We start from the raw sequence: 24892 nt of genomic DNA on the forward strand, positions 1-24892 counted from the left end.
AGCAAGCCGTACTTCATGCGTCATTGTTTTTCCAGGCAATTCGTTTCGTCTTAACCTGGGCAATGGTATCCTCTTTATGATCCATCAAATCGAATGTTTGTTCAGTGAGCTCCTCGCCCAGCAACTTGAGAATCACCATGGCAGCGAAAGACTTTGGCGCGATAGAAACGGATTACGCGTTTTTCATGTCGCATGCCACCGAGGCAAAAAGTGACGTTCAGGAATATGCCCGCCAATTGGCACGATTTGCGGACAACCGATCGGTCGTTCACCTGCTTGACTTTGGTTGCGGTACCGGAGAGTTCAGCCGGCAATTGCTAGAGACTCTAGCATGGCCCACCGCATCGTTGTATCTGACTCTCTTTGAACCGGTCGATCATCAACAGGAAACGGCAGCCGAACGTTTATCTCGTTTCAGCGATCATGCGATTGCGAGCCTGGGGGAAGCCTCGTACGACCAGCGGCCGACTTTCGATATCATCCTTTCCAATCATGTTCTTTACTACGCCGAAGACCTGGGGCAGACCGTCGCACAGCTATTGGAACGTTTGCATCCCGAAGGCAAAATGCTTTTGGCGATTGCAGGGTCGGAGAACGCCTTGATCAAGCTGTGGAAAGTTGGCTTTGGCTTGCTCGACCAGCCGATTCCCTTTTACATCGCCCAGGACGTGGAAACGATACTTGCCGTCCACAATGTTTGCGTTGATAATTCTCCCTCGCATTACCAACTTCGCTTTCCAGACAGCGAAGAGAACCGCTGGAAGATTCTGCGTTTCCTTTTCGGAGACTACTTGCGACAGATTCCCCGCGAAAAACTACTCGAAGAATTCGATCCGTACGTTCGTCAAGATCACATCGAGATCAACACGTTCAGCGAACACTTCGTGGTGCAGCGGAATTCAGAAACGTAAGCATCACACCAGAAGTTCTTCGATCGGGTGATGCTCTTCCACGCCGGTCAGCTTAAAATTCAACCCGCGGTGACGGAACGTAAGTTTAGAGTGATCGATGCCTAGGCATTTGAGGATGGTAGCTTGAACGTCATGCACGTGCACTTTGTTCTCGACAACATTAAACCCCAGTTCGTCTGTCTTGCCGAACGATAGCCCAGGCTTGATCCCCCCTCCGGCCATCCACATGGAAAAAGCCTGAGGATGATGATCGCGTCCCTTACTTCGGCCGAGTGCGGCACTTGCTTCGACCATCGGCGTGCGGCCAAACTCGCCCCCCCACACAATCAGCGTATCGTCAAGCATACCACGGCGACGAAGGTCCTCGACTAAAGCCGCACAGGCCTGATCGGTTTGCTTGGCCTGACTGCGAATACCACCTTCGACATTACTGTGATGGTCCCAACCGGCGTGATAAACCTGCACAAAGCGAACACCCCGTTCGGCCAAGCGTCGAGCCATTAAACAGTTGGTAGCAAATTCGCTCTTTGGGTCTTTGGGATCGGCCCCGTATAAATCCAGTGTCTCTTGAGACTCTTGCGAATAGTCCATTAGCTCCGGGGCCCGGGACTGCATGCGAAAGGCCATCTCATAGGCTTCCATACGCGTGCGAATTTCAGGATCGCCGATCTCTTCAAGCTGTTTGCCGTTAAGATGGCGGATCAGGTCCAAAGAATCGCGTTGTGCTCGTTGGTCGTAGCCTGGCGGATTGCTAACGTGCAAGATCGGATCTCCTAAACCACGAAACGGCACGCCCTGATGAACCGACGGCAGGAAACCGGCGTTCCACATAGCGGCTCCGCCACTGAGACTGCCGCCACTCTTAAGCACCACAAACGAGGGCAAGTCGTCGGCTTCGTTGCCCAAGCCATAGCTGAGCCAAGACCCCATGCTCGGCCGCCCAGGCACACCGTTACCAGTGTTGCAAAAGAGTTGAGCCGGAGAATGATTGAAATGGTCGGTATAAACCGATCGCACGATTGCGATGTCATCGACGACCTTGGACAAGCCAGGCAGCATCTCTGAGAGTTCCGCACCGCACTGGCCGTGACGAGCAAATTTAAAACGTGGACCAAGCACTGCCGCGTCCGGCTGAATGAACGCATACCTCTGACCGTCAATCACCGAAGGCGGAATCGGCTTCCCCTCCATCTCGGCCAGCTTGGGTTTATAATCGAACAGCTCTAACTGACTCGGTGCGCCGGCCATGAACAGGTAGATGACCCGCTTGGCCTTCGCCGGAAAGTGCGTCGGCTTGGGCGTGAATGGGCTGGGCTCTTCAGCCAGGGCTTCGCTCGATTGAGCCAGGAGCGACGCCAATGCTATCTTGCCAATTCCTACACCGCAGTTACGGAAGAAGTGCCGGCGCGTTTGTTCTTGTAGCCAGTTCATAACGTGTATGGTTTCTTACGGTTTGGTAACGGCTTCATCCAAGTTCATCAGCGAGCGAGCCACCATGGCCCAAGCCGCTTGTTCCGGCGAGTTCGATTTCTGCGAGCCGATAGCCTGAACGTCTAGTTCTCCGCTCAGAAGACGACTGAGCTGTTGATTTCGATACGCAAAGATCGCTTTCAATTCGTCTTCTTCGGGAGGCCGTGTCAGCAATCGCCGGAAGATGTTCTCAGCGATTTCTTCTGGTGTGGAAGCGTTGTGCTGCGATGCAAATGCCAATGCTTGAGCCAACTCGACGTACATCGCATCGTTCAACAGCGTAAGCGCTTGAAGCGGCGTATTGCTGCGATCTCGTTTAGCCGTACAAACCTCACCACTGGGAGCATCGAAAACGGAGAACGCCGCGAATGGAGTTGTCCGTTTGCTAAACGTATAAATCGAGCGACGATATCGATCGTTACCTGTCGACGGTTTCCACTGAAAACTGCCATAGGCGAGCGCGGTCACACTCTCTGGCTGCGGCGGAAATACACCAGGGCCGTACATCTTGTCCGAAAACTTGCCACTGGCAGCAAGCATCATGTCTCGGACTATTTCCGCATCGACTCGAAACCTTGGACCTCGCGAGAGCAGCCGATTCGCAGGGTCGTTTACGCGATGCTCCGCAGAAACGTCGGCCGTCTGCCGATAGGTAGCACTAAGGACAATCTGACGATGGAGCGATTTCATCGACCAGCCGCTTTCCATCAACGAGCAGGCCAGATAGTCGAGCAGCTTCGGATGTGTCGGTGGATCGGACTGCGTGCCGAAGTCTCCGCTACTTTCTGCCAGACCGCGACCAAACAGCGTCTGCCAGGATCGGTTGACGACAACTCGGGCAGTCAACGGATTCTCTTCGCTGACCAACCACTGTGCCAGTTCCAACCGATTGGTAGGCCCCTCGAACGAGTCATCACGAAGAAACTTTGGCACGCGCGGCGTGACCAACTCTTTCGGGCTCAAGTACTCGCCGCGGTGATGCAGAAACGTTTTCCGTGGGTTATCGGCAGGACGCTCTTGCATGACAAGGGTCTTCGGGAACTCAGGCAGTTTGCTCCGCAATGCTTCGATCGGTTTGCGAGCCTCGGCCAGTTCCGGGGTGACCGACAGATAGTATTGATCGATTTGCTTTTGTTGCTGCGGCGAGAGTTCTTCAGGTGGTTTTACGAGCAACGCTTCTACTTCGACGGGCATTTCCTTAGCAGATACCGGCCGGTCCACCGCAGTCGCTGAGACACGGAATCGACCGACACTAGCAGCGAAGTGCCGCTCAAATAGCAGTTCGATCTTAAGCTCGCCTGCCGTTGTAATGGGCTCCACCAAGTTAACAACCAACTGATGCGACTCCCCTTCCCTCTCGGCGGTCGACCAGCCAGTCGAACCGTTTCCATCAAGTACGTTGGCTGCATCGGCATTGCCGCTGCCGCTGCCGATGCCGATCTTCCCATAGCTATGCGAAGCACCATCCAGCTTGATCGGCTGACCAGCGAAACTGGCCGAAAGCTCGCTGAGAAAGAAGTCCCCTTCTCGGCCTTCGTAGTAAGCGCGGCCGGGGCCGCCGTCCGGTAAGCGAGGGTCTGCCATGACCTCTAGCCGAATTGCCGTTAGCGGTAACTGGTTCGCGTCGAGTGAGTACGTCACGGTAAACACATCGCGTTTAGTAATATCGCCACTGGATAGAATCGAGTGATCTGGAAGTGACTCGAGCTTCGGCAAACTGCTTTCAGACTTAGTCGCTCGAAGCGTCTGCCACGGGGCCGCCTCTTGTCGTGCCGATGCCAACCAAGAGGAGCGTTTTGCCTGCAGGTTCGCTTGACGACGCTCTTCCTGTTCGCCCTCCCCTTCAGCTGGCGGAAACTGGCTGGCAAGTTCCGCTGACAACTTCTCGATCTGCGCGGCGATCTCTTGACGACGCTGGGCAACATCAGAAGCATGGATTCGCAAGTCAGGCTCGTCCGCGTTATTCAACATCGCCATAAACGAGTAATAGTCCGTATGCGTGATCGGATCGTATTTGTGCGTATGGCACTGCGCACATCCTACCGTCAGCCCGAGCCAAACGGTCCCAGTCGTGGCTACGCGGTCCACCATTGCGTAGAAACGATACTCTAGCGGGTCGATCCCCCCTTCTTCGTTTAGCATGGTATTGCGATGAAAACCGGTAGCGATCTTTTGACTTTGAGTCGCGTCCGGCAGCATATCGCCGGCGATCTGCTGGATTGTGAATTGATCGAACGGCATGTCCTCGTTAATCGCACGAATGACCCAGTCACGATATGGCCAGATCGAACGTTGACGATCTTTCTCGTAACCGTTGGTATCGGAGTAACGTGCCAGATCCAACCACTCGCGAGCCCAACGTTCGCCGTAATGCGACGAGGTGAGCAAGCGATCGACTAGTTTCTCGTATGCCTGAGGATCCTGATCGTTCACGAAAGCATCCGCCTCGGCCGGCGTGGGCGGCAAACCAATCAGGTCTAGATAGACACGACGAACCAGCGCGTAGCGATCTGCTTCGGGCGATGGCGTCAGCCCTGCTTTTTCGAGGCGGGCAAGCACGAATCGATCAATCCCGCCGCTTGGCCAGCTTGGGTTTGCAACTTCCGGCAAAGGTGGCTTCTCAGGCGGCACGAATGCCCAGTGCTCGGCATAAGGGGCGCCCTCTTCAATCCACTGGCGAAACTTTGCTTTCTGCTCGGTCGTCAGGGTGTCGTTGGTGTGCGGAGGAGGCATCTGCAAGTCCGGATCGTCCGTCATGATCCGCTCGAGCAATAGGCTCTCGTCCGGCGTGCCTGGCACGATCGCGCCATAGTCAACGGCCGCATCGCGCTCGTCCAACCGCAGATCGGCCTCGCGATGCGACTCATCCGGGCCATGGCACGCAAAGCATCTTGCGGCGAAGATAGGGCGAATGTCGCGGTTGAAATCAATCGAATTCTCGGCAAGAGCTGGCCGCGATCCGATACTTGCAGCCGCGATCGAAGTAGCAAAACAGATGAGGAAGCGAAGAAACGGCATAGTGCGTTCCAGAGTGCTAGGCAGGGGAAAAGACCACGTAAAGTATAAACCTATTTGCCCGATTGGCCAAACCTGCATAAAAACCGCCGACTACCACACCAAATCGCGACACGGCATGGCAACATCGCCCGAATTGCCGTCATGCTTGTTTGCCGTCGGCTCGCAATTTTTCACCGTTTTGCCACTGCTGAAGCGCAACGAGCAGCTCTTCAAGAATTCTCAATTGGAGAGGAAAGCTGCCATAGAACTCTTACCGTATCGCGCCGGCGTCGAAAAGGGCTTCCAATTCCTGACGACATTTGATCGTGTCGTCGAAGTCAGCGCGTTCTCCCATACGGAAATAGGATTCAACCACGCCGAAGTGATGGCCTTCTCATCTCTTCCCGGCCCTTGGTCCGGTCCTCCCTTCCAACACGACATACTTTGGCAAACGTATGTGACCGTTCGCTGGCTGAGCCAATACCTGCGAGTTGGCCGATAACAGAGCAATTAGCACCGTGCCCCACATACCCAAAAGATATTGGCGGTCGATTGCTGGCAAGATGCATGTCTCCTGGTTTACAGGAGGTCGGCATGATGCGGTAGTTTTGGCCGTCTCCCTACATCCCAGCCAACACCAGCCTGGGACTACCCAGGCCGGGCAATGGTCGATCTGGCGAATAGGCCTTCGGGAAATCAACTAGACGTAGTAATCCAGTTCTTCCTGAGCCAGCAGTAAGTCGCGCAACTTGTAGGGATCGTCTCCAAAGAAAAACACCAAGCCCCAGTGCGTCCCGAAGGCCGTCCGTTTGGTGACTTTGCCTTCCAGCGGCGAAGGTAATTCGTGGTACTCGAAGTACTCGTGATCCTTCGTCTCGTCGGGGATCTGCAAATTGCTAATGACCCGGCGTCGTGGGTACACGCCGAAGCAGCCAGCGTGCCCCTTGGCATCTTCCACTTCTTTTGGGAAAAACGCTTTGATTTCTTCCGTGGTCGTCTTCGGATCGAAGACGAGTATCGAGGCTTGATAGGCGTTAAAGCCATACGCTCTTTCAATCAACTCGAATGCCTTGAAGCCTGGTGGGCGGTAAGCAACCTCACCAAAGTAAAGTGTCCCATCGCTTGTGACAAAATACTCAGGGTGAATCTGACCGAATTTAATGTCGAAAGTTTTGATCAGCTTTTCAACTTCTTCTACGATTCGGGGCCGCCATTTCTCCAGTTCCGGCGTGGCCGGAACGAAGACGGAATAGCCCAGATGCACGTATTCCGAGATATTGAGAAAGCAAATTTTACCGTCGTGAATCCAAGCCTCGACGGCGAACTCCCAACCATCGAGATGGCTTTCCATCAAGACAGGGAACTCATCTTCAGGAATACGCTCGACATCTTCCGGCGTACGGACGACGCGATGCCCCAGACAGCCTGCCTTGTCGAATGCTTTCAAGTGAATCGGATCGTCTACGTCACCATCTAGCTTCAAGAGTGTTTGGTTCACTCGGCGGATGAAACGGATAACATCGTCTCGGTCGTGTGCTTCTTCAAAGATTCCAACACGAATGCCACCCAACTGTGCTCGGCGTTTCATCAATGCTTTATCTCGGAAGAGAACAGCCTGACCATGCAGCCTGGGATTGTCAAACAACATCGAGTTGATGGCTCCGGCCCACTCGACTGTCTCTTCGTAAAGCGGAATCGCAACGTCGACCCCCTCCTCTTTCAGCCGTTCAGCAATTTCGATCGAGCGTTCGTTGAGGCGTTCGAAATTCCAGGGGATGTACGGAATATTGTGCTCTTTGGCGTAGTCCTCGGCCCAATCTGGAGCGACGACGATGTAGCGACGATCAAAGTTTTCTGCGGCTTCGATCGCGCCCAGGGACCACCCGAGAAGTGCGATATAACCTTTATTGGGATCCTTGTTGCTCATAAGAAGCTGCCATCTTTCAACTAGTTGTTTTTGCGGTTTTAAAGAGCGATGTATCGCACAACTTACAGTTCAGGGAAGTTCCCTGAGGCACCGCGATAAATGGCGGGTGCTATAACGCTCGGAAGAGCGATGCCGCTAAGAATTATTGTGCGAACGTTGTTTGAGTGTGCATCCAGCGTGCCAATTGCACATTGAATGTCTTGATCGACAAGTGTTTTCGGAAAACCTGGATACCGTCTTGCCGTTGCCAAGACTGACAAACTTACTAGACAATCACTATACTATATTTCGTGGCGTCTATCGCCCCCAAGATTGAGAGTTTCCCTAGGCTCTGGCCTGGGTGTCGCAGAATCGTGATGAAGTTCGCGACGAATGAGTTTGCAAAATTGTTGATATAAGGGCGAAGGAATCATGCCCGTTTTCTTTAAGAAGGATTGTGATGAATCGACCGTCGTCGAACCATCTTCAAACTTCGATCGAGCGATTTTCCTCCGCTCTCGAAAAGTTCGAGCATTCGCCCTCGTTTACCAAGCGAAAGCACATTGGTCGCGTACTCGATACGGCTGAGCGTGTTCTCCGCTGCGATGGTGGACCTGCGGCCATGTATCATTTCGCCGATCGTTTTGACCGTGCAGGAGTATTCGCAGAAACGGATTGGGATCATCCCGACCGTCTGCAGGCCAGCCTGGTACCCATCACTCTGTCTTGCGGTCAGGCATGGACCATTACGCTGGAATGCCTTAGTCAGTTGCGTCTGCTCGCCATCTCGCAAGGACAGACTACGCGTTTAGGATTATCCGCCGAACAGGCAGTCAATTACCTGCGGAAGGTTCTTGCATTAAGTCTCGATCACATCTTTGAGCGTCAGACGGAAGCGGCTCGTCTAGAAAGAACCCAATCCGTTGCTGCGGGACGCGTGCTACTTTTCGTTGCCGAGACGATAGGCTACGACGATCTATTAGGACAACTCGTCGAAGAGATCTGGCGTCTGCTCTATCAGCGACCGATCAACGTGGCGCCTATTCGCACGATGGTGACGAAGCTGGCTGCCTATTGTTACGACGACCAGCATGAAACCACCGCCATCCCCATCGGAGCGGACCGACTGATCAGTGCGTTGTACAGCCCGACGACCGCCTCCCGGGAAGACCCCGGCACCGAAGTTTATACCGAGCGGTTAATGCAGATGGATGAAATTTCGCTTCAGAACGAAGCGAACTCCGCGGCCAGAGCAATGCATGATACGGGGCTCGTTTCTCCTTACCACGGCGTATTGCTACGTCACCTGCTTACCCAGGCCCCCAACCTAATCGCTTCGGCATTGGGCCTTAGCGCGACGGGAATCGACAGCTACCTGACTTATCGACAGCTTGTCCATGCGTTGATCGATAAAGCCGTTCATCCGGAAACCTGCCAGTGTCTGTATGGGCTCGCAAGTTTGCTTGAACGCGCCGTTCTTCATTATCCGGGTGTCGCTTCCTCGCTTTGGCGGCAGATAAACTTGCCGCTTACCCATGCCGTCCAGCAGCGTATCGGCAATGCGTGCGGATTGGAACACTCGGCGGATGTGCACTTGCTCGGCGGTGTAATCAGCGTGCTCGGTCAACCATTGGGTGTAGGCCAAGGAGACAACGCGACCTGTCAAGCGGCACGGGCCTTATCGCTATGGGCATATTCCGATCCGGACTATCTGTTGCAACTGCTGGCCTGGGCCGGACGCGACGATGGCGTACTCATGGAGTTTCACGGGCACCAACTCTCCTCTGCGTTTCTCAAGGAGGGTGCGGCAGGTACCATCGGCATAGATTTGGATCCGGTCTCGATGGTGCTGGTACCTCATCTGGATCGCGTGTACGCGGAAATGACGCGGCTGGCCACTCGAGCCGGCGAAGACCCGCACATCTATGTGAATCCAGAGTTCCACGGATGGCGTGTTGGCCGCGGGTTCTCTATTGCCGTCAACGTCGAAACCGGCAAATTGAAAGCGTACAACGCTTTTATCCGACGCTTTTATGCTTGCTACCATCCCAGCTACAACGGCAATGTTCCGATCATTCATCCCCAGCCGGTTGGCGTAGCCGTAACGGATTCGATGGCGAGATTTGTCGGGTGGCACGCGGTGACCCTTTTGCGGGTCGCGCTCGATAAAACGGGCCAGCCGCGGGTTTACTTCTACAACCCCAATAACGATAGCGGCCAGAACTGGGGCAACGGGGTTACCGTTTCAACCCACGGTCGCGGCGAATTCTACGGCGAGTCCTCGTTGCCAGTCGACGAGTTTGCCTCGCGTCTCTACTTGTTCCACTACGATCCGCTTGAAGTTTGGGACGAGTCGGCTATCCCAGGCAACGTCATCGATAATGTGACCAAGCTCGGACGCGAAAGCTGGGCGATGTCGAAGATCTCGGTTGCGGTTCCTACCTCTGACTGAGTATCGACATCCGTTCAAAAAGTCAATTCGTTTACCGAAGCCGACAAATGGCTTAAACGCAATTCATTGGGTACAGAGCCTTGCTGGGCTTTCCCAATCAAGTATTGCGAAATTGCTTCCTTTTGCGCCTCATGAAAGACCAGCGATGGTCTCCGACTGATCTTTGACTCTTCCTTTGATTCCGCTAGAAACCGTTCAGAAACTGCCACGAGAGGGACGAATATATCGAAGGCAGAAGTATTACCGATCGCGTGGAACTTGAAGTATGCCTCGACGGGCGACAGCAATGATGGCAGTTCTAGCAGTGTTTATTCACTGTGTGCTCGGCTGTTGCGCTCGTTGCCTCACCGCTAGCGAGCATCACACCCCCGCCGAGCACTGTCAGGCAAATTGCATTTGCTGTGATCATCACCAGCACGATGCCTACGTCGAACTCTGCTTGCAACCGGCCGTCAGTTTGACGATAGCCGAGCCATCCTCCGACGCAGATCCTCAGCAACATCATGAGTGTCTTTGCTGCGGCATGGCCAAGTGTGCATTCATCCTCAATGAATCTCCCAGCGACGGGCTGATCAACGCCCTGCTTCTGCCTGCGGATACCTTCTGGTCGGAGATATCTTATCTGCCGATCGAAAGCGTCTCTCAGAACAGTCCAAGGGAACTTTGTCACAGAACATCATCGCATGCTACGCCCAAAGTGCGCCTCCATCTCTCCCTGGCTGTCCTCACGCTTTAGAGTCGGCCTCGGCTGATTCAATCGTTCTCCTAATGCTTATGATGGTCGGCCATCTACGTTTTCGACAAATCCAACAACCGGGTGATGCATCGGTCAAGTGGCCGGTCCGTCACGAATCAATATTAATCGTCACGCCAAGAGCCGAGGCCCTTGCTGCTGCTCTGGCATCGTTTCATTCATACAACATTTCATCCGAAAGGATTCTGATGAAGATTATCACGCATGTAGTCCTTACACTTGCTTGCCTGTTTGCCCTGCACGGTGCCAGCTTCGCCCAGACCGACGTCAACGCGACACTGCAGCAGGCCCAGCAAACGGGCCAATATACTTTCATTGTCTTCTACAAAGACAACTCTCCGCAGACTCAAAAGATGCTTCAAGTCGTGCAACAGGCCGTATCCAGCCAACCGCAGCAAGCCACCATCGCAACCTCTAGCATGGCTTCCGCCCAGGGGCAAGCGATGGCCGAAAAGTTCCAGGTCAGTCGGGCACCGATGCCCATGACCGTGGCGGTTGCTCCTAATGGAGCAGTGACCGGTCTGTTTTCACGTCAGATTGCCAAGGCCAACATCGATGCGGCGATTGTCCCCCCGGTCATGATGGACTGCATGAAGCATCTACAAGATCAAAAGCTTGTGTTCGTCTGTCTGACCAAGTCGGAACAAGCCGCTGTTCCGGCAGGCGTGCGGACCCTGCAACTCGACCCGATGTTTAAAGACCGGATGGCCCTAATCGGGTTGAACGTGCAAGATACGTCAGAAGCCCGGCTCATGCAGCAGTTGAAGGTCGATGCCGACCAGGTCCAAGGACCTTATGCCGCGTTGATCGCACCTCCCGGAGTTCTAGTGGGTCACTTCTCAGGCACATCGACGGCAGAGCAAATTGCTGCTGCCATCCACAAGGCCGGTAAGTGTTGCGATGATCCGAATTGTAAGCATGCCGGCAATGCCCAGGCATCGCAGTCGACTTCCACACGCCGCTAAGCCCTTACCCGGAAGAATACCACATGAACGTTCGTTCCATCATCTGGCACGAGTTGAAGTCGCGCCCGGCAGGGGTGGCCTTCAACAGCCTGACGATCTTTCTAGGAGTCGCTGCTTTAGTGGCGATTCGGCATGTCACGGTTCACTCGGAAGAAGCCGTGTCGAAGCAACTAACTAACCTGGGAGCCAACATCTTGGTGCTTCCCAAGGAGGCTACGCTCCAAGACTATTATGCCGCCGATCAAAACGGCGGTACGTTGCCGGAAGAGTACGTCGCTGAAATCTTCCTCGCCGGATTGTCCGGTGTCGAACAGGTTTCCCCACGTTTGAACGTCTCGACGGAACTCGACGGTCACTCGGTCGCGGTCACGGGAATTCTGCCTCAGTCGGAAGTCGAGACGCTTGCCACATGGCAAGCAACGACGATGTTCATGAACCCAACGGCAACCGGCTGCTGCACCAAGGCCAACGTCGCCACGACCAACGACTTGGAAGCTCCGGAGGCATTGGTTAAGCATCGGGCAATTCAGAATCTCGATAAGAATGCGCTGGTACTGGGAGCCGACATCTCCCAGAAATTGAACTGCCGGGTCAATGATCGGCTGAAACTCCAAGACGAGAACTTTACCGTCATCGGAGTTCTACCGGTCACTGGTACCGTGGACGATGGTCGTGTGTTTGCGCACCTGCATTCGGTTCAACGTATCTGGAAGAAAGATGCGACCTGCAATGCCATTGAAATTGTCGGCTGTTGTGAAGACGCCGCCGGCAGCCTGGTACCACAGCTTCGCGAACTGCTTCCGGAAGCCAAGGTCGTGACGATCTCGCAGGTGGTCGAAACTCAGGTTGGCGTCAACGCGCTAATGGCAAAGACCTCGTGGATCGTGCTGGCCGTGATGATCGTCGTCGGTGGCGCCGGTTTGGCCGGGGCGATCGCGTCGAACGTGCGGGAGCGCCGACGCGAGATTGGTACCTTGATGGCCCTGGGAGCAACGCCTGGCACCATCCAAAAACTGTTCCTCGGCAAGGCATTTATCTTAGGGCTCGCTGCCGGCAGCGTCGGCTGCCTGACCGGCGTCGTAGCGGCCATCATTGCGGGCCCGGCCTGGGCAGGCGTGTCGATCACCCCGCTCATTGGCACGTCGCTGCTTGCCGTTCTCGTTGCCACGCTGGTCGCGATTGTCGCCGCGTGGTGGCCTGCTCGCGGAGCGGCCCATCTTGATCCATGTATTTGTTTCCGGGAGGTTTAACCCATGATTCAACTAGAAGCGATCCGCAAGGATTACAGTCGACGCGGCCAAGCATTGACCGCGTTTCAGTGTGAATCTCAGCAAATCGATGACGGCGAGTACATCGCCATCGTCGGCCCGAGTGGAAGCGGTAAGACGACCCTGCTTTCGATGCTCGGAGGGATGCTCACACCCTCGACCGGTCGCGTACTTGTCGACGGTGTCTCCCTTTACGAACATTCAGTCGCCGAGCGCTCGGCCATTCGCGGAAAGAAGATGGGCTTTGTGTTTCAAAGCTTCAATCTAATCCCGTACCTTTCAGCGCTGCAGAATGTTCAGATTCCACTCAGTTTTTCGACGGTTTCAGCAGACGAGCAACAGCAACGTGCCACGCAGATGCTCACGCACCTAGGCTTGGAAGAGCGTCTACATCATAAGCCGTCCGAACTAAGCGTCGGGCAACAGCAACGTGTGGCCCTGGCACGTACGTTGGTTAACGATCCCCAGATCATTTTGGCCGACGAGCCCACCGGCAACCTCGACCCAACAAGCCGAGAGGTTGTTCTGCAGACCTTCGACCAGTGCCACCAGCAAGGCAGAACCTTGATCGTGGTCACCCACGACCCCAGCGTCGCTAGCCGAGCAACGCGACGGTTGACGTTGATTGATGGGACGCTGGTTGATGGGGACGAAGTCAATTCGGCAGCGTCACCGCAAATGACGGCGGCCTGATACTAGGACGTCTCTAGAACGGGAAAAATCCCGCAGACAAACGGAAATGCAAATCGGCGGATATCTAGCGCAGGTCATCGACCAACCGCCGGTTTGCGAACGCTCTCTATTGATTCGTCCTGCGAGCATCGTTGTCGATATCTAGCGATCGAACACAGTACGGTTCGATGAATTAGTTACTTCTTTTTAGGCAGCGAGCTGGCTGCTGAACCTCTTGCAGCTGGCATCTGTTGCAGCAGCGACATCAGCAAACCTGGGCAACCGGCGATTGACAATTCTTGTCGGCACACCGTCTTGTGCATTTGCGACACCAATCGGCCTGAATAAGCCACTAACGCCACAATCCGACTCCTTACCAATAAAGATATTTCCAAACTCGTATTCTTTTCAATTTTTCTGTAACCATGGATACTCGAAACGGTAAGTCCCCGTTGAAAGGAAGATCGATGGCAGAGCTGAGCCCCACTGAGCAGTTCATTCAACTTCTCACCGAGAATCAGAATAGACTTTATGGCTATATCTTCTCCCTGATCGGAGAGCGTAGTCATACGGCGGATGTTCTGCAGGAAACGAATCTCGTTTTGTGGCGGAAGATCGACCAGTTCGATCCCCGTCGACCTTTTCTGCCGTGGGCTTTCTCGATTGCCCGATTTCAGGTCCTGGCCAATCTGCGAGACCGGAAGCGAGACCGCGTGCTTCTCAATTCGGAACTGATCGAATCGATGTCGAGCGAGGCGGAATCAATGGCAGGACAAATCGACGGGATTCGCGAAGCACTCAGCCGCTGCGTTCAGCAATTGAATTCAGCAAATCGCCAGTTGATTCAGAGGCGTTATTTCGAGGCGGAAAGCCTTGACGAGATCGCGGAAACATCCAACCGCACCGCCGGAGCCATCAAAGTTGCTCTCTTACGCGTGCGGAAACAACTGGCTCAGTGCATTCAACATCGATTGGCCGCTGAAGGAAACGCATGAACGCTCCATTGAACGAACTCGAACTGCTATTGGCCGAATGGGAAGCCGATACGCTCACGGAGACCGACCTGGCGCGTCTTCAGGCGATTCTCCAAGATGACCCTGAAGCCCGAAGCTATTTCCTGCAGTGGCAGATGTTAACTGCCGCGCTGGATCTTGAATCGCATGCCGCGCCAATTTCGGCAGTGAATCCTCTGACCACAATCCCTCACCGAACAAGTGTCGACGCGAAATCGAGTTGGTTGCGGACGGTCGCCGCCTTCACTCTGGCCGCTTCCATTTTAGTGGCCTGCGTAGTGGCGTGGTCGATCTTCGCAAGCGGAACCAATTCTGGCCAGGATGAACAGCCCCTTGCATCCAACCCGTCGAACGCCAAGGGTTCCGCAGTACAAGAGGTCACCTCTCAAGGCGTCGCCATTTTAACTCGGTTGGTCGAACCTACCTGGCCGGATGGGCAGCCCATGCGCCAGGTAGGCGAGGCCCTTAATCCGGGAACTTTCCAACTCAGCAGCGGATTGGCCCAAATCGAGTTCTTCTGTGGAGCAACGATTGTAATAGAAGGTCCAGCGAATATCGAATTGGAATCCTCGAAGCAGGCCCGAGTTCGCCAAGGCAAGATCCGCGCGAACGTGCCCCCGGCCGCACGCGGATTTTCTTTGAATGCCGACAAGCTCAAAGTCGTCGACCTGGGTACAGAGTTTGGCATGGCTGTCTCGTTAGATTCAGTCGACGTTCAGGTATACGACGGAGAGGTCGAATTGCATCCCCAGTCGCAGGAAGTCCGTCGCATTACAACCGGTCAAAGCATCAGCATGGACCAGACCGGAGACCTGATTGACGCACCGATGCAGCCGGAAAGCTTCATCGGAATACCCGAACTTGAATCGCTCAGTGAAAAGCAAAACCGTCAACGGTACACGCGTTGGAAGGAATGGTCGGATGCAATCCGCAGCGATTCGCGATTAGTGACCTATTACGCGTTCGACCGGCTAACGGATTGGCAGCGCCGGTTGGCTTGTGATCTTATACCGGTCGACCAAGATCTGGATGGCGCGATCATTGGCGCCAAGGTCGTCAATGGACGCTGGCCGCAGAAAAGCGGCTTAGAATTCAAGCAGCCGGCCGACCGAGTTCGCGTCGATATTCCTGGAGAATTCACGTCGTTGACGTTTTCGTGTTGGACTCGGATCGATAGCCTAGACCGGCTGTTCAACTCGTTATTTCTAACCGACTCGTACGACAAAGGAGAGCCGCACTGGCAGATCCTTGACTCGGGTCAGTTGTACTTTTCGGTACGTCCCGTCGATCGCGCCAGCAAGGATGGGCCAAAAGACTTCAAAGCTCTTTCCCCTTCCTTTTGGAATCCCTCGTTACAAGGCAAGTGGATTCACTTGGCCGTGACCTGTGATTTGGATTCACGCACCATCACTCATTACCTCGATGGGCGTGAGCTAAGCCGGCATGTTGTGCCCGCCCAACAAATGCCATCCTTGGCCCAAATCGGGCCTGCGTCGATTGGCAACTGGGAGCTTCCTACGCTACCCGATGCCAAGTTTGCCGTACGCAATTTGAACGGCCGTATCGATGAATTCATGATCTTCTCCTCGGCCCTTTCGCCTAATGAAATTCAAGACATTTTTGACCATGGCAAACCGTAAGAAATACGCATCTCGATGCTCGTTAGTGATCGTGTTGCTGGGATTCTGGGGACTCGCAAGAGTTGTCGTCGGGGCAGAGTCCCCAGATCCTCATCGCGAAGAAACTGAGCGACTCTTCACGCTGAAGGTCCTCCCCGTCCTGCAGGCGAAATGCTTCGGTTGCCACGGCGGCGATGCGGAAGACGTGCGTGGCGAATTCGATTTGCTTACCCGCGAGGGGATGCTCGCCGGCGGTGAATCCAGCGAACCTTCTTTGGTGCCTGGCAATCCAGAAGAAAGTTCACTCTACCAGGCCGTTCTTTGGAATGGCTATGAAATGCCACCCAAGGAAAACGACCGTCTGAGCGAAGCTCAATCCGAGGATCTTCGTCATTGGATCGCGGCCGGCGCCGCCTGGCCTTCCGCAGAACGTCAAGCTGAAATTCGCCGTGCCGAGTGGGAGGTCGAAACGAATGAAGATGGGCAACTGGTGAAGACCAGCGGGGGAACATCGGAAGAATGGTCCAATCGTCGCTACGAACCGAATGACTTATGGGCGTTTAAGAAGCTACCTGCGAAGCAAGACATCTTGGCCGGTGTATTGCCCCTTCACGAAGTGATCGATCATTTTGTCCATCAAAAACATGACGAGGCCAATCTTCCTGTCGCACCGCAGGCTCTGCCACGTCAACTCGTCATTCGAGCCAACTGGGACTTGCTGGGACTACCGCCAACCCCCGAGGCAATCGATGCGTTTGAGACGGCGTGGTCGCAAGATCCCGACAGGGCCTGGAGCGATCTAATTGATCGACTGCTCGACAATCCTCGCTACGGAGAACGCTGGGGACGCCATTGGCTAGACGTCACGCGTTACTCCGATACCGGCGGCATGGCGAACGACTACGAACGATCGAATATGTGGCGATACCGCGACTATGTGATTCGTTCATTTAACCAAGACAAGCCTTATAACGAGTTCATCGTGCAGCAACTGGCCGGCGACGAACTGGCCGATCAGTCCGTACGAGAACGCACCGGCGGCAAGCAACAGAACGTTTACAAGACGCAAGTGAGTGGTGACTACAACGAACAAGAGTCTGAATGGATTGTCGCCACCGGTTTTTTACGCATGGGACCATGGGACAATGCGATGGTCGAAAAGGACGAGGCTCGACAGATTTATCTCGACGACCTGGTCAACGTCACCGGCCAAACCTTCTTGGGCCAAACGATGCGGTGCTGCAAATGCCACGACCATAAGTTCGATCCCTTGCCGACCCGCGACTATTACCGGATGTACTCGGCCTTCTCGACAACGCACATGGCCGAACGAAAAGTACCCTTTCTACCGGAAGAGAGTCAGGCACGCTTCGACTCAGAAAAAAAGCATGTCGAACGCATGTTGAAATTTGCGGTCGACGAGAAGAGCAAACTGATCGAGAAACGGGAAGCAGCCGCGAAACAGTGGTTTGAAGAGCACAATCTGCCCTACCAAGACGAAGCCCAGCGGCGTAGCCTTCCCGACGACGAGAAACCGCCGCGCCACTGTGGCCTCGATCACGTTGAACAGGGTCAACTGAAAGTCCGCGAGCAAGACGAATGGATCTGGACGCGTCGCCTGGAACGCTTTGCTCCCATGGCACAAAGCGTGTACAACGCGCCAGCTTCTCAATCCGGCGGTGCGTTTGCTCGCAAGCTGCGCATCAAACGGCCCAAAGCTCCGAAAACAGATCTCGTGCAGCATATTCTCATCGGCGGTGCCCTGTCCGCGCTAGGAGATGCCGTCCAGCCAGGTGTGCTAAGTGCGGTGGGAATCCCTGTGAATCCCTCCTCCGAATCACCCTACCTGGTGACATCTGATACCGATGGTCGCCGTTTGGAATTGGCGCGTTGGATCGCCCATCCCGAGAACGGGCTTACCTCCCGAGCAATCGTGAACCGCGTCTGGCAGTCTCACTTTAGCCAGGCGATCGCAGCAAACCCCAATAACCTTGGTGCCAAGGGTGGTAAGCCATCGCATCCCGAACTACTCGACTACCTGGCGTCCGATTTCGTGGAAAATGGCTGGACGATCAAACGATTGCATCGCGAAATCATGCTCTCGGATGCCTATCGTCGTTCCTCCATTCCGAAAGCCCCAGATCGGACCGGCGAGATTGATCCCAACAACCAACTGCTCAGCTACTTCCCCCGGCGCAGACTCGGTGCGGAAGAACTACGGGATGGTATTTTGTCGATCACCGGCGAGTTGGTGCACTCTACAGGAGGCTTGCCGATCATGCCTGAGATCAACATGGAAGTCGCTCTGCAACCGCGGATGATCCAGTTCTCGTTGGCTCCTGCCTACCAGCCGTCTGCAACGCCGAACTTGCGGAACCGCCGGACCATTTATGCCTACCATGTTCGTGGTCAGGCCGATCCCTTCACGGAGTTATTCAATCAACCCAATCCGAACGACTCGTGTGAACTGCGAGAGACAGCCGCAGTCACGCCGCAAGTATTCACGCTGCTCAACAGCGACACCATGATCGACCGATCACTCGCGATGGCCCTTCGTCTGGAAGCATTCGCTGAGAAGATACCGTCGCAAATTGATTCGGCGTTCCGATTGGTCCTCGGGCGTCATGCCACGAAAAAGGAACTCGATCGGCTTTCACGCTATATAGTGGACATGCAATCGTACCATGCAAGCAAGACTCCCCAGCCAGCAACCTATCCCGCTGAGATCACTCGGTCTCTCGTGGAAGAGTTCTCCGGCGAAGTATTCGAGTACACCGAGATTCTGCCGGTGTTCGAGAATTACAAGCAAGATACCAAGCCAGCGGACGTGTCGCCCCAGACACGAGCTTTGGCAGATCTTTGCTTGCTGCTGTTGAACTCCAACGAATTCATGTACGTCGACTAAGCGTCCTGCGAACGCTACTTAAGGTATCCACCAATATGAATCCTCATCAACTCACTCGTCGTCAGGCACTCTACGGCTTGGGGGCTACGCTAGGCAGCGTCGCTTTTTCGTCACTGATCAACAGCAAAGCCGAAGCGGCAACAAGTCAAGAGTCGCCCCTTGCTCCCAAGAAACCCATGCTGCATGCCAAGGCAAAAAATGTGATCATGCTCTTCATGGAAGGTGGTCCCGGTCATATGGACACCTTCGACCCGAAGCCCGAGTTGACCAAGCGGCACAAGCAAGTGTCGAAACTAACCGGAGGCCTCGAGAAGGGGTTCAAGTTCTTTGTCGGGAGTCCCTTTAAATTCCAACAGGCCGGTGACAACGGTATCTGGATGTGCGACCAGTGGAAGCATCTGGCAGATCCCTATGTGGCGAACGAACTTTGCAACTACCGTGGCTGTCAGGCAGAATCGCTCAACCACCCCGAAGCCCTCTATCACATGAACACCGGCAGTAGGCTCGGTGGCGATCCAGCTCTCGGCGCATGGGCTACGTATGGCCTGGGCACCGAGAACCAAAACCTGCCCGGCTATGTAGTGATGACCGAGTTGGCCCTTCCGCAAGGAGGTCCCGGTAATTGGAGCAATGGCTTTCTGCCCCCTTACTATCAAGGCACCCGACTTCGGCCTGAGGGTTCTCCGATCCTCGACCTGGCGACCCCTTCTTTCAAGACACGCGAGCATCAGCGCCGCGCCTTGGATGAGTTGGCGGCGTTGAATTCGAGCTATCAGCATTCTCTCGGCGTGGAAGACAAGCGTCTCTTGGCACGCATGGAAAGCTACGAACTTGCATTCCGCATGCAGGCCGAAGTCCCGGACGTGATCGACCTCCAGCAAGAGACAGAAGCCACGCACGAAATGTACGGTCTAGATCAGCCGGATACCCAATCATTCGGCAGGCAGTGCTTGATGGCCCGCCGATTAGTCGAAAAAGGCGTGCGATTCGTTCAGATCTTCAGCGGCGGCTGGGATAGCCACGACTATCTCGAGCGGGGACACACCTCACGTATCAAGAGTGTCGACAAACCCATCGCGGGATTGATTCGCGACCTGAAACAGCGTGGTCTTCTGGAAGATACGCTTGTTATCTGGACGGGTGAATTTGGTCGGACGCCTGACAATAACAAACGGGGTGGCGTCTATTCGCTCGGACGCGGTCACAATAACCAGGCCATGACCATGATGATGGCCGGAGGGGGTGTACGTCCTGGTATCGTCGGAGCGACCGACGAACTAGGGCGATCGGCCGTGGAAACGGTCCATCCGATTCGCGATCTGCACGTGACGCTGCTTCATTTACTCGGTTTAGATGACAACAAGCTCACCTATTTTAATGGAGGTCGATTTAAGCAGTTAAGCCAATTTGGCGGGGAGATCATTTCCGACCTGATCGCCTAAACCAATGAAAAACTTTCGTGTCGCTTATTCACCAAAAAATGACAAGCTTCGACAATTTCCAATAGTCTTGACATTTTCCCTGACATCTATTTTTTGCGAACGCATACGATGACACCGGCCGGATGAAGATGGCAAAGCCCCGCATCATTCGCCGCAAAAACTGTCCCAAATGCACCAATGACAGGTGCACTTTTCCAAATATCAAAAGGTGCCTTGCAATCTCCCGACGTGGAACGGTTGCTGTCGCAATTTGACAAACACTCTTCTTCTCGACTCTTCATCCAATCAGGAGAACATTCCGTCATGCCCATCTCACGTCATCGATCGGCCTTTACCCTTGTGGAACTCTTGGTGGTTATTGCCATCATCGGTGTCTTGATCGCGTTGTTGCTGCCAGCGGTACAGCAAGCTCGCGAAGCGGCCCGACGTATGCAATGCAGTAACAACCTCAAGCAGTTGGCGCTCGGGTTCCACAATCATCACGACACGTTCGGTCAGTTCCCACCTGCGCTTCGTGAGGACATCGACGTCGACAGCAATCAGCCCAATTGGTCTTGGGGGGCGTTTATCTCTCCCTATATCGAAAATGGCAATGCGACCGATGCCATGAACTTCCCGCGGGGCACGGCTCTCGAAGCGATGGACGACACTACCATGCGGGCCGTCATGACACAGCCCGTCGACGCATTCCTTTGCCCCAGCGATACCAGTAGTGGTGTGAATGACGTGCGAAGAGTGAGCGCGAGCAGCGGGCAGTACGATACGGCCTTGTCAAACTATGTCGGAAACCTGACTCACGAGCGATACAACTACAAGGAATGGGGCACCGGCTCCTGGCAGTTGCAAACCGGCATAATGGCCGCAGGCACTCAATTCGGCATGCGTGATGTGACCGATGGAACTTCCAATACCATTCTGCTTGGCGAAAAAGTCTTTGAAAACCTTGGCCCTACGTGCGGCACCAATGGTAGTGGCACCCCTTACTTAGCTCGTGCCGGCTTGGTTTACGTTTCTCGCGGCTCCGGTTCCACCAACTGGCGAAGCGCCAACGACGTAACCTTCAACGGCGACGGCGGCATCAACGACTGCTCGATCTGGGAATTTCCTCAAGGCGCTTCCAGTCGGCACGCAGGCGGTGTTCAGTTTGCCTTAGTAGATGGTTCGGTTCGCTTTGTCGCAGAAACGATTCAGCACGCGAACGACGTCGCTCCGAACTCGACCTACGAATACCTGCTCTCCCGAAACGATGGGCAGGTACTCGGCGAGTATTAATCCTTGAGTCCTCACATGTGAACGGTTGTTGCTGGTCCGAAAACGTTAGCGAGGTTCGGCTGGTAACGACCGTTTCATTCTCATCCCCCCTCTGCTTTGCTTCGAGGAACCTTGCCGATGTGTCGATATTCTACTTTCTTACCGCTGGCCGTTTTATTTGCATCGATTGGACTTCTCTCAGGCTGCAATGCCGATTCGAATCTCTCGCTTGTCCAGGGTATCGTCACCCTGGACGGTAAACCTCTGCCAGGGGCAAGCGTTACCTTTCAACCGCAACCCTCCACCATGGGACAAACAGCCCGGGGGCGTACCGATGAGACCGGCAGGTACACCTTAAAGGTTCGCAGCAAAGAGTCCATCGTCGCTGGTGAATATCGCGTGGAAGTCAAAGTGGTCAACGAAATCACCAACCAGCAAGGCATGGTCGTCGGTGAAAAAGAAGACCCCAAATTGAAGATTGCTCGCCGCTATAACGACAAAACAGAACTAACGGCGGACGTGCAGCCAGGGCAAAATAACGAATTCAATTTCGATGTTTCATTGAAATAACCTCCACTGCCTATCAATTGAATCTAGGCCGAATTTTGTTCCAATAAAGACACGGCATCCTCCTTCTAGCCTCCTCTTATCACTTCACATTCTCATGATCCAAATGACTCCTCAGCAAGCTTCCGAACTACCTCGGGCGTCAGTTCCCGATTGGAAAAAGATTCAGACAGACTTCTTCCAACGCATGGGCGGAGACCAACAGCTACGGCACCTGTTTGAGCTGATGCCAGGCACGTTTTTCTTTATGAAGGACGAACAGAGCCGAATGATCTGCGCAAGCCGAGCTATTTTGAAACGGTTAGGCGTCAACTCGGAAGCGGAAGTGATCGGACGTACCGACTACGACTTCTTCCCCCCTTCGATCGCCGATAACTTTGTGCGCGACGACCGAAAGGTGATGGAGACCGGGCGTGCGATGGCGAACCATGTCGAAATCTGGTACAGCGAACAACGGATTCTTGATTGGTTTGTCACCAACAAGCTGCCCGTGCTCGACAAGTCAGGCCAACCGATCGGAGTGATGGGAACCGTCCACAGCTACGAAGGCAAGAAGCAAGAGCTGTTGCCTTTTTCTCGCGTCAGCACAGCGATCGAATATATCCGACAACACTTTCGACGCACGATTTCTATTGATGAACTCGCTGAACTAGCGGGCCTGTCTCCTCGGCAGTTGCAACGCTCGTTTCGGGAAACGATGGGAACCGGAATTCATGATTTCATTCTCAAAACCCGAGTCGAGAGTGCCTGCCACATCCTCCAGACAACCGAGATGCCGATCGCCGAAGTCGCCAAGCAACATGGTTTCTGCGATCAAAGTGCCTTCACTAAGACGTTCCGCCGAATCGCCGGAGTCACCCCAGCTCGATTTCGCAAGGAATCAATGAAACGCGCATCGCTGCGGTAACCGGCAAGCCCCTACCAACAACACGGCCACAACACCTGACTCAGGCAAGCTTACCAAGCGCCGCGACGATATCATCTGGCTCGGCCCGCTTTCGATAATCGACGTCAACAAAACGCCAAGTCACGATACCGTCGCGGTTAAGCACGAAAGTGGCCGGAATCGGCAACACGCTGCCGTTGCCACCGTTGATCTTGGCCAGTTCAAGATTTCGATCGTTTCGCATGTGCTCGAGAATCGGTTCCGGCACCTGCCATGCAACCCCATATTGAGCCGCAACCAGGGCGTCCTGATCTGAAAGCACAGGAAACTCGAAAGCCGCCTGCTCGGCCGGCGACATCGATTCATCTGGCACCTCGGGACTGATCGCCACCAGGTTGGCACCCAACGCGTGCAACTCAGGCAGTCGCTGCTTCATCGCTTGCAACTGCAAATTGCAATAGGGACACCAGCTACCACGATAGAAAGTCACCACCACCGGGCCTTGGACCAGCAAATCGGACAGCGAAACCCTTTCGCCAACAGGGTTCGGCAACGCAAAGGTCGGAGCGTTCTCTCCGACCTTAATCGCATTCGCACCGGACTGAAACATTTCCGCAGAAGCCAGCAAGTCGTCCACAAGCTTGGCAAACTCAGGATTGTTCTGCCGCGTACTCGCAAATTTCGCGTCTGTTTGTTCTCGTAGGATGGGCATGAGGTTACTCCTTAATAAGTTCAAACAATCGCGAAATGTTGGTGGCAATCTACCAGCGACAAACAAAACCGAAACATGCTTTGCCGCACAGCAATTTACCACTAAACCATTTGCGTGGAAAATGCTGTGGGCTGTTCTTAAGGTCGATCAAGCGCGTGTGCTGAAGAAGGATGCTCGGTACTGTCTCGTCTCCATCAATCAGCGGTCACCTGTCGTGTGATTCTCGCTGCATGCGAAGAAGGCATAAAGCAGCTAAACGAAGCGGACGCTTCTTGTAACACTGCGGCATTCTTAACCGCCTGCACGTAACTGCCCGATAATCGACAGTTACGCGGTTAAAAAAGTCGGGGCGATGAGACACCGCTAGAACTTTTTGGTCGCGGTGTCGTCGAACTCTCAACATCGCAACCATTTGTCTGTAGCAATCTTGCGACTGTATGCCTCCGAGGCATTGCAATCAACTCACTAATAGGTCATCAATGCGACAGTATCCCATTTCCATGGAATCTGTCATGCCAGTCGCTAGTGCGGCATCGCGGGCCTCTTTCGAGGCATACTCAATAAGCGTGGCGACAGTGGTAACTCCGTTAACATCTCGAAAATTGATAGTAACGACTGCTGAATGACTCATTTCCTCGCCGGGATTGAGTGGTCCATAGCTTTCGTCCTGAACGATCTTGCAAAGCGATTCAATTTTACGAAACTCACCGACCAATCCAAACTCCGTGCCTTCATCGTTGTTTCGGAATCGGTTTTCGTACTTACCACCCACTCGAAAGTCCATCTCGCAGATAGGCATCGACCAGCCTGGCGGTCCGAGCATCCATCGACGAATCAACTCTGGCTCAGAGAAGGATTTCCAAACCAAGTCGACTGGAGCGTCGAAGCTTCTCACGACCTCGACCTGTCTTTCAGAAGGCGTTTTGATAGCGGCAGGCTTCATCTTTCTCATCTCTCGTGAAGGCCAATTGACATAGATATGTGGGTTGTCTGGTTCCAACTCGGTTTCTTGGTCCCCGAAGCGAATCCCACAGAAGAACTTTACAGAGCCCTACTGACAGCGTACTGTCAGGAGACTGTCAGGATTCACCAAATTCCCCTT

The 24892-nt window shown here is 54.3% G+C and carries 18 protein-coding genes; 13 read left to right on the top strand and 5 right to left on the bottom strand.

Annotation, left to right across the window (positions count from 1 at the left end; all coding sequences use genetic code 11):
* Positions 1-137 precede the first annotated feature (137 nt).
* Complete coding sequence (locus HOV93_RS20555; protein ID WP_207398415.1) at positions 138-911, top strand: class I SAM-dependent methyltransferase; 774 nt, start codon at positions 138-140, stop codon at positions 909-911.
* Between the two features lie 3 nt (positions 912-914).
* On the opposite strand, the gene HOV93_RS20560 is transcribed toward HOV93_RS20555, so the two are convergent.
* Both HOV93_RS20560 and HOV93_RS20565 read right to left on the bottom strand, forming a co-directional pair.
* Complete coding sequence (locus HOV93_RS20560) at positions 915-2342, bottom strand: DUF1501 domain-containing protein (RefSeq protein ID WP_207398416.1); 1428 nt, start codon at positions 2340-2342, stop codon at positions 915-917.
* A gap of 15 nt (positions 2343-2357) precedes the next feature.
* Positions 2358-5399 carry a PSD1 and planctomycete cytochrome C domain-containing protein gene (locus HOV93_RS20565; RefSeq protein WP_207398417.1) on the bottom strand — a complete coding sequence of 1014 codons (3042 nt, stop codon included), beginning with the start codon at positions 5397-5399 and terminating at the stop codon, positions 2358-2360.
* Between the two features lie 115 nt (positions 5400-5514).
* Here HOV93_RS20565 and HOV93_RS20570 point away from each other — a divergent pair, with 115 nt between their 5' ends.
* Positions 5515-5880: a hypothetical protein gene (locus HOV93_RS20570; RefSeq protein ID WP_207398418.1), complete on the top strand. Its 366-nt coding sequence runs from the start codon at positions 5515-5517 to the stop codon at positions 5878-5880.
* A 198-nt stretch (positions 5881-6078) separates the two neighbouring features.
* Here HOV93_RS20570 and HOV93_RS20575 read toward each other — a convergent pair whose 3' ends face one another.
* On the bottom strand, positions 6079-7305 hold the full coding sequence (locus HOV93_RS20575) for an ATP-grasp domain-containing protein (RefSeq protein ID WP_207398419.1): 1227 nt from the start codon (positions 7303-7305) through the stop codon (positions 6079-6081).
* 439 nt (positions 7306-7744) lie between these two features.
* Between HOV93_RS20575 and HOV93_RS20580 the strand changes: the two genes are divergently transcribed.
* The 11 genes from HOV93_RS20580 to HOV93_RS20630 all read left to right on the top strand — a co-directional run bounded on the left by HOV93_RS20580 (position 7745) and on the right by HOV93_RS20630 (position 23099).
* The gene (locus HOV93_RS20580; protein WP_207398420.1) at positions 7745-9736 is read left to right on the top strand and encodes a hypothetical protein; all 1992 of its coding nucleotides are present in this window, start codon (positions 7745-7747) and stop codon (positions 9734-9736) included.
* Between the two features lie 942 nt (positions 9737-10678).
* The gene (locus HOV93_RS20585; RefSeq protein ID WP_207398421.1) at positions 10679-11455 is read left to right on the top strand and encodes a hypothetical protein; all 777 of its coding nucleotides are present in this window, start codon (positions 10679-10681) and stop codon (positions 11453-11455) included.
* A gap of 23 nt (positions 11456-11478) precedes the next feature.
* A complete protein-coding gene (locus HOV93_RS20590; RefSeq protein WP_207398422.1) occupies positions 11479-12705 on the top strand; it encodes an ABC transporter permease in 1227 nt (408 codons plus the stop codon).
* Between the two features lie 3 nt (positions 12706-12708).
* Positions 12709-13416: an ABC transporter ATP-binding protein gene (locus tag HOV93_RS20595; RefSeq protein ID WP_207398423.1), complete on the top strand. Its 708-nt coding sequence runs from the start codon at positions 12709-12711 to the stop codon at positions 13414-13416.
* 446 nt (positions 13417-13862) lie between these two features.
* Complete coding sequence (locus tag HOV93_RS20600; protein ID WP_207398424.1) at positions 13863-14390, top strand: sigma-70 family RNA polymerase sigma factor; 528 nt, start codon at positions 13863-13865, stop codon at positions 14388-14390.
* Positions 14387-16048, top strand: coding sequence for a LamG-like jellyroll fold domain-containing protein (locus HOV93_RS20605; RefSeq protein WP_207398425.1), 1662 nt, complete (start codon positions 14387-14389; stop codon positions 16046-16048). The genes HOV93_RS20600 and HOV93_RS20605 overlap by 4 nt, the downstream gene beginning before the upstream one ends.
* Positions 16035-18932: a PSD1 and planctomycete cytochrome C domain-containing protein gene (locus tag HOV93_RS20610; protein ID WP_235990724.1), complete on the top strand. Its 2898-nt coding sequence runs from the start codon at positions 16035-16037 to the stop codon at positions 18930-18932. Before HOV93_RS20605 ends, HOV93_RS20610 begins: the two co-directional genes overlap by 14 nt.
* 35 nt (positions 18933-18967) lie before the next feature.
* Positions 18968-20374, top strand: a complete 1407-nt coding sequence (locus tag HOV93_RS20615; protein ID WP_207398427.1) for a DUF1501 domain-containing protein — start codon at positions 18968-18970, stop codon at positions 20372-20374.
* A 303-nt stretch (positions 20375-20677) separates the two neighbouring features.
* Positions 20678-21646 carry a DUF1559 family PulG-like putative transporter gene (locus HOV93_RS20620; RefSeq protein ID WP_207398428.1) on the top strand — a complete coding sequence of 323 codons (969 nt, stop codon included), beginning with the start codon at positions 20678-20680 and terminating at the stop codon, positions 21644-21646.
* A 117-nt stretch (positions 21647-21763) separates the two neighbouring features.
* Positions 21764-22195: a carboxypeptidase-like regulatory domain-containing protein gene (locus HOV93_RS20625; protein WP_207398429.1), complete on the top strand. Its 432-nt coding sequence runs from the start codon at positions 21764-21766 to the stop codon at positions 22193-22195.
* A 103-nt stretch (positions 22196-22298) separates the two neighbouring features.
* The gene (locus HOV93_RS20630) at positions 22299-23099 is read left to right on the top strand and encodes an AraC family transcriptional regulator (protein ID WP_235990726.1); all 801 of its coding nucleotides are present in this window, start codon (positions 22299-22301) and stop codon (positions 23097-23099) included.
* A 40-nt stretch (positions 23100-23139) separates the two neighbouring features.
* Here the strand turns inward: HOV93_RS20630 and HOV93_RS20635 are convergent, their stop codons facing one another.
* Positions 23140-23790, bottom strand: coding sequence for a peroxiredoxin-like family protein (locus HOV93_RS20635; protein WP_207398430.1), 651 nt, complete (start codon positions 23788-23790; stop codon positions 23140-23142).
* Between the two features lie 457 nt (positions 23791-24247).
* Positions 24248-24733, bottom strand: coding sequence for an SRPBCC domain-containing protein (locus HOV93_RS20640; RefSeq protein ID WP_207398431.1), 486 nt, complete (start codon positions 24731-24733; stop codon positions 24248-24250).
* Between the last annotated feature and the right edge of the window lie 159 nt (positions 24734-24892).

The sequence above is a fragment of the Bremerella alba genome, assembly GCF_013618625.1.
Lineage (GTDB): Bacteria > Planctomycetota > Planctomycetia > Pirellulales > Pirellulaceae > Bremerella > Bremerella alba.

Excerpts from the sequence above, each read along its gene's own strand:
- HOV93_RS20605 (WP_207398425.1), top strand. The coding sequence starts at position 14,387 with ATGAACGCTCCATTGAACGAACTCGAACTGCTATTGGCCGAATGGGAA.
- HOV93_RS20565 (WP_207398417.1), bottom strand. The coding sequence starts at position 5,399 with ATGCCGTTTCTTCGCTTCCTCATCTGTTTTGCTACTTCGATCGCGGCT.
- HOV93_RS20640 (WP_207398431.1), bottom strand. The coding sequence starts at position 24,733 with ATGAAGCCTGCCGCTATCAAAACGCCTTCTGAAAGACAGGTCGAGGTC.
- HOV93_RS20595 (WP_207398423.1), top strand. The coding sequence starts at position 12,709 with ATGATTCAACTAGAAGCGATCCGCAAGGATTACAGTCGACGCGGCCAA.
- HOV93_RS20620 (WP_207398428.1), top strand. The coding sequence starts at position 20,678 with ATGCCCATCTCACGTCATCGATCGGCCTTTACCCTTGTGGAACTCTTG.
- HOV93_RS20580 (WP_207398420.1), top strand. The coding sequence starts at position 7,745 with ATGAATCGACCGTCGTCGAACCATCTTCAAACTTCGATCGAGCGATTT.
- HOV93_RS20570 (WP_207398418.1), top strand. The coding sequence starts at position 5,515 with ATGGCAACATCGCCCGAATTGCCGTCATGCTTGTTTGCCGTCGGCTCG.
- HOV93_RS20590 (WP_207398422.1), top strand. The coding sequence starts at position 11,479 with ATGAACGTTCGTTCCATCATCTGGCACGAGTTGAAGTCGCGCCCGGCA.
- HOV93_RS20615 (WP_207398427.1), top strand. The coding sequence starts at position 18,968 with ATGAATCCTCATCAACTCACTCGTCGTCAGGCACTCTACGGCTTGGGG.
- HOV93_RS20625 (WP_207398429.1), top strand. The coding sequence starts at position 21,764 with ATGTGTCGATATTCTACTTTCTTACCGCTGGCCGTTTTATTTGCATCG.
- HOV93_RS20600 (WP_207398424.1), top strand. The coding sequence starts at position 13,863 with ATGGCAGAGCTGAGCCCCACTGAGCAGTTCATTCAACTTCTCACCGAG.
- HOV93_RS20610 (WP_235990724.1), top strand. The coding sequence starts at position 16,035 with ATGGCAAACCGTAAGAAATACGCATCTCGATGCTCGTTAGTGATCGTG.
- HOV93_RS20635 (WP_207398430.1), bottom strand. The coding sequence starts at position 23,790 with ATGCCCATCCTACGAGAACAAACAGACGCGAAATTTGCGAGTACGCGG.
- HOV93_RS20575 (WP_207398419.1), bottom strand. The coding sequence starts at position 7,305 with ATGAGCAACAAGGATCCCAATAAAGGTTATATCGCACTTCTCGGGTGG.
- HOV93_RS20585 (WP_207398421.1), top strand. The coding sequence starts at position 10,679 with ATGAAGATTATCACGCATGTAGTCCTTACACTTGCTTGCCTGTTTGCC.
- HOV93_RS20630 (WP_235990726.1), top strand. The coding sequence starts at position 22,299 with ATGACTCCTCAGCAAGCTTCCGAACTACCTCGGGCGTCAGTTCCCGAT.
- HOV93_RS20560 (WP_207398416.1), bottom strand. The coding sequence starts at position 2,342 with ATGAACTGGCTACAAGAACAAACGCGCCGGCACTTCTTCCGTAACTGC.
- HOV93_RS20555 (WP_207398415.1), top strand. The coding sequence starts at position 138 with ATGGCAGCGAAAGACTTTGGCGCGATAGAAACGGATTACGCGTTTTTC.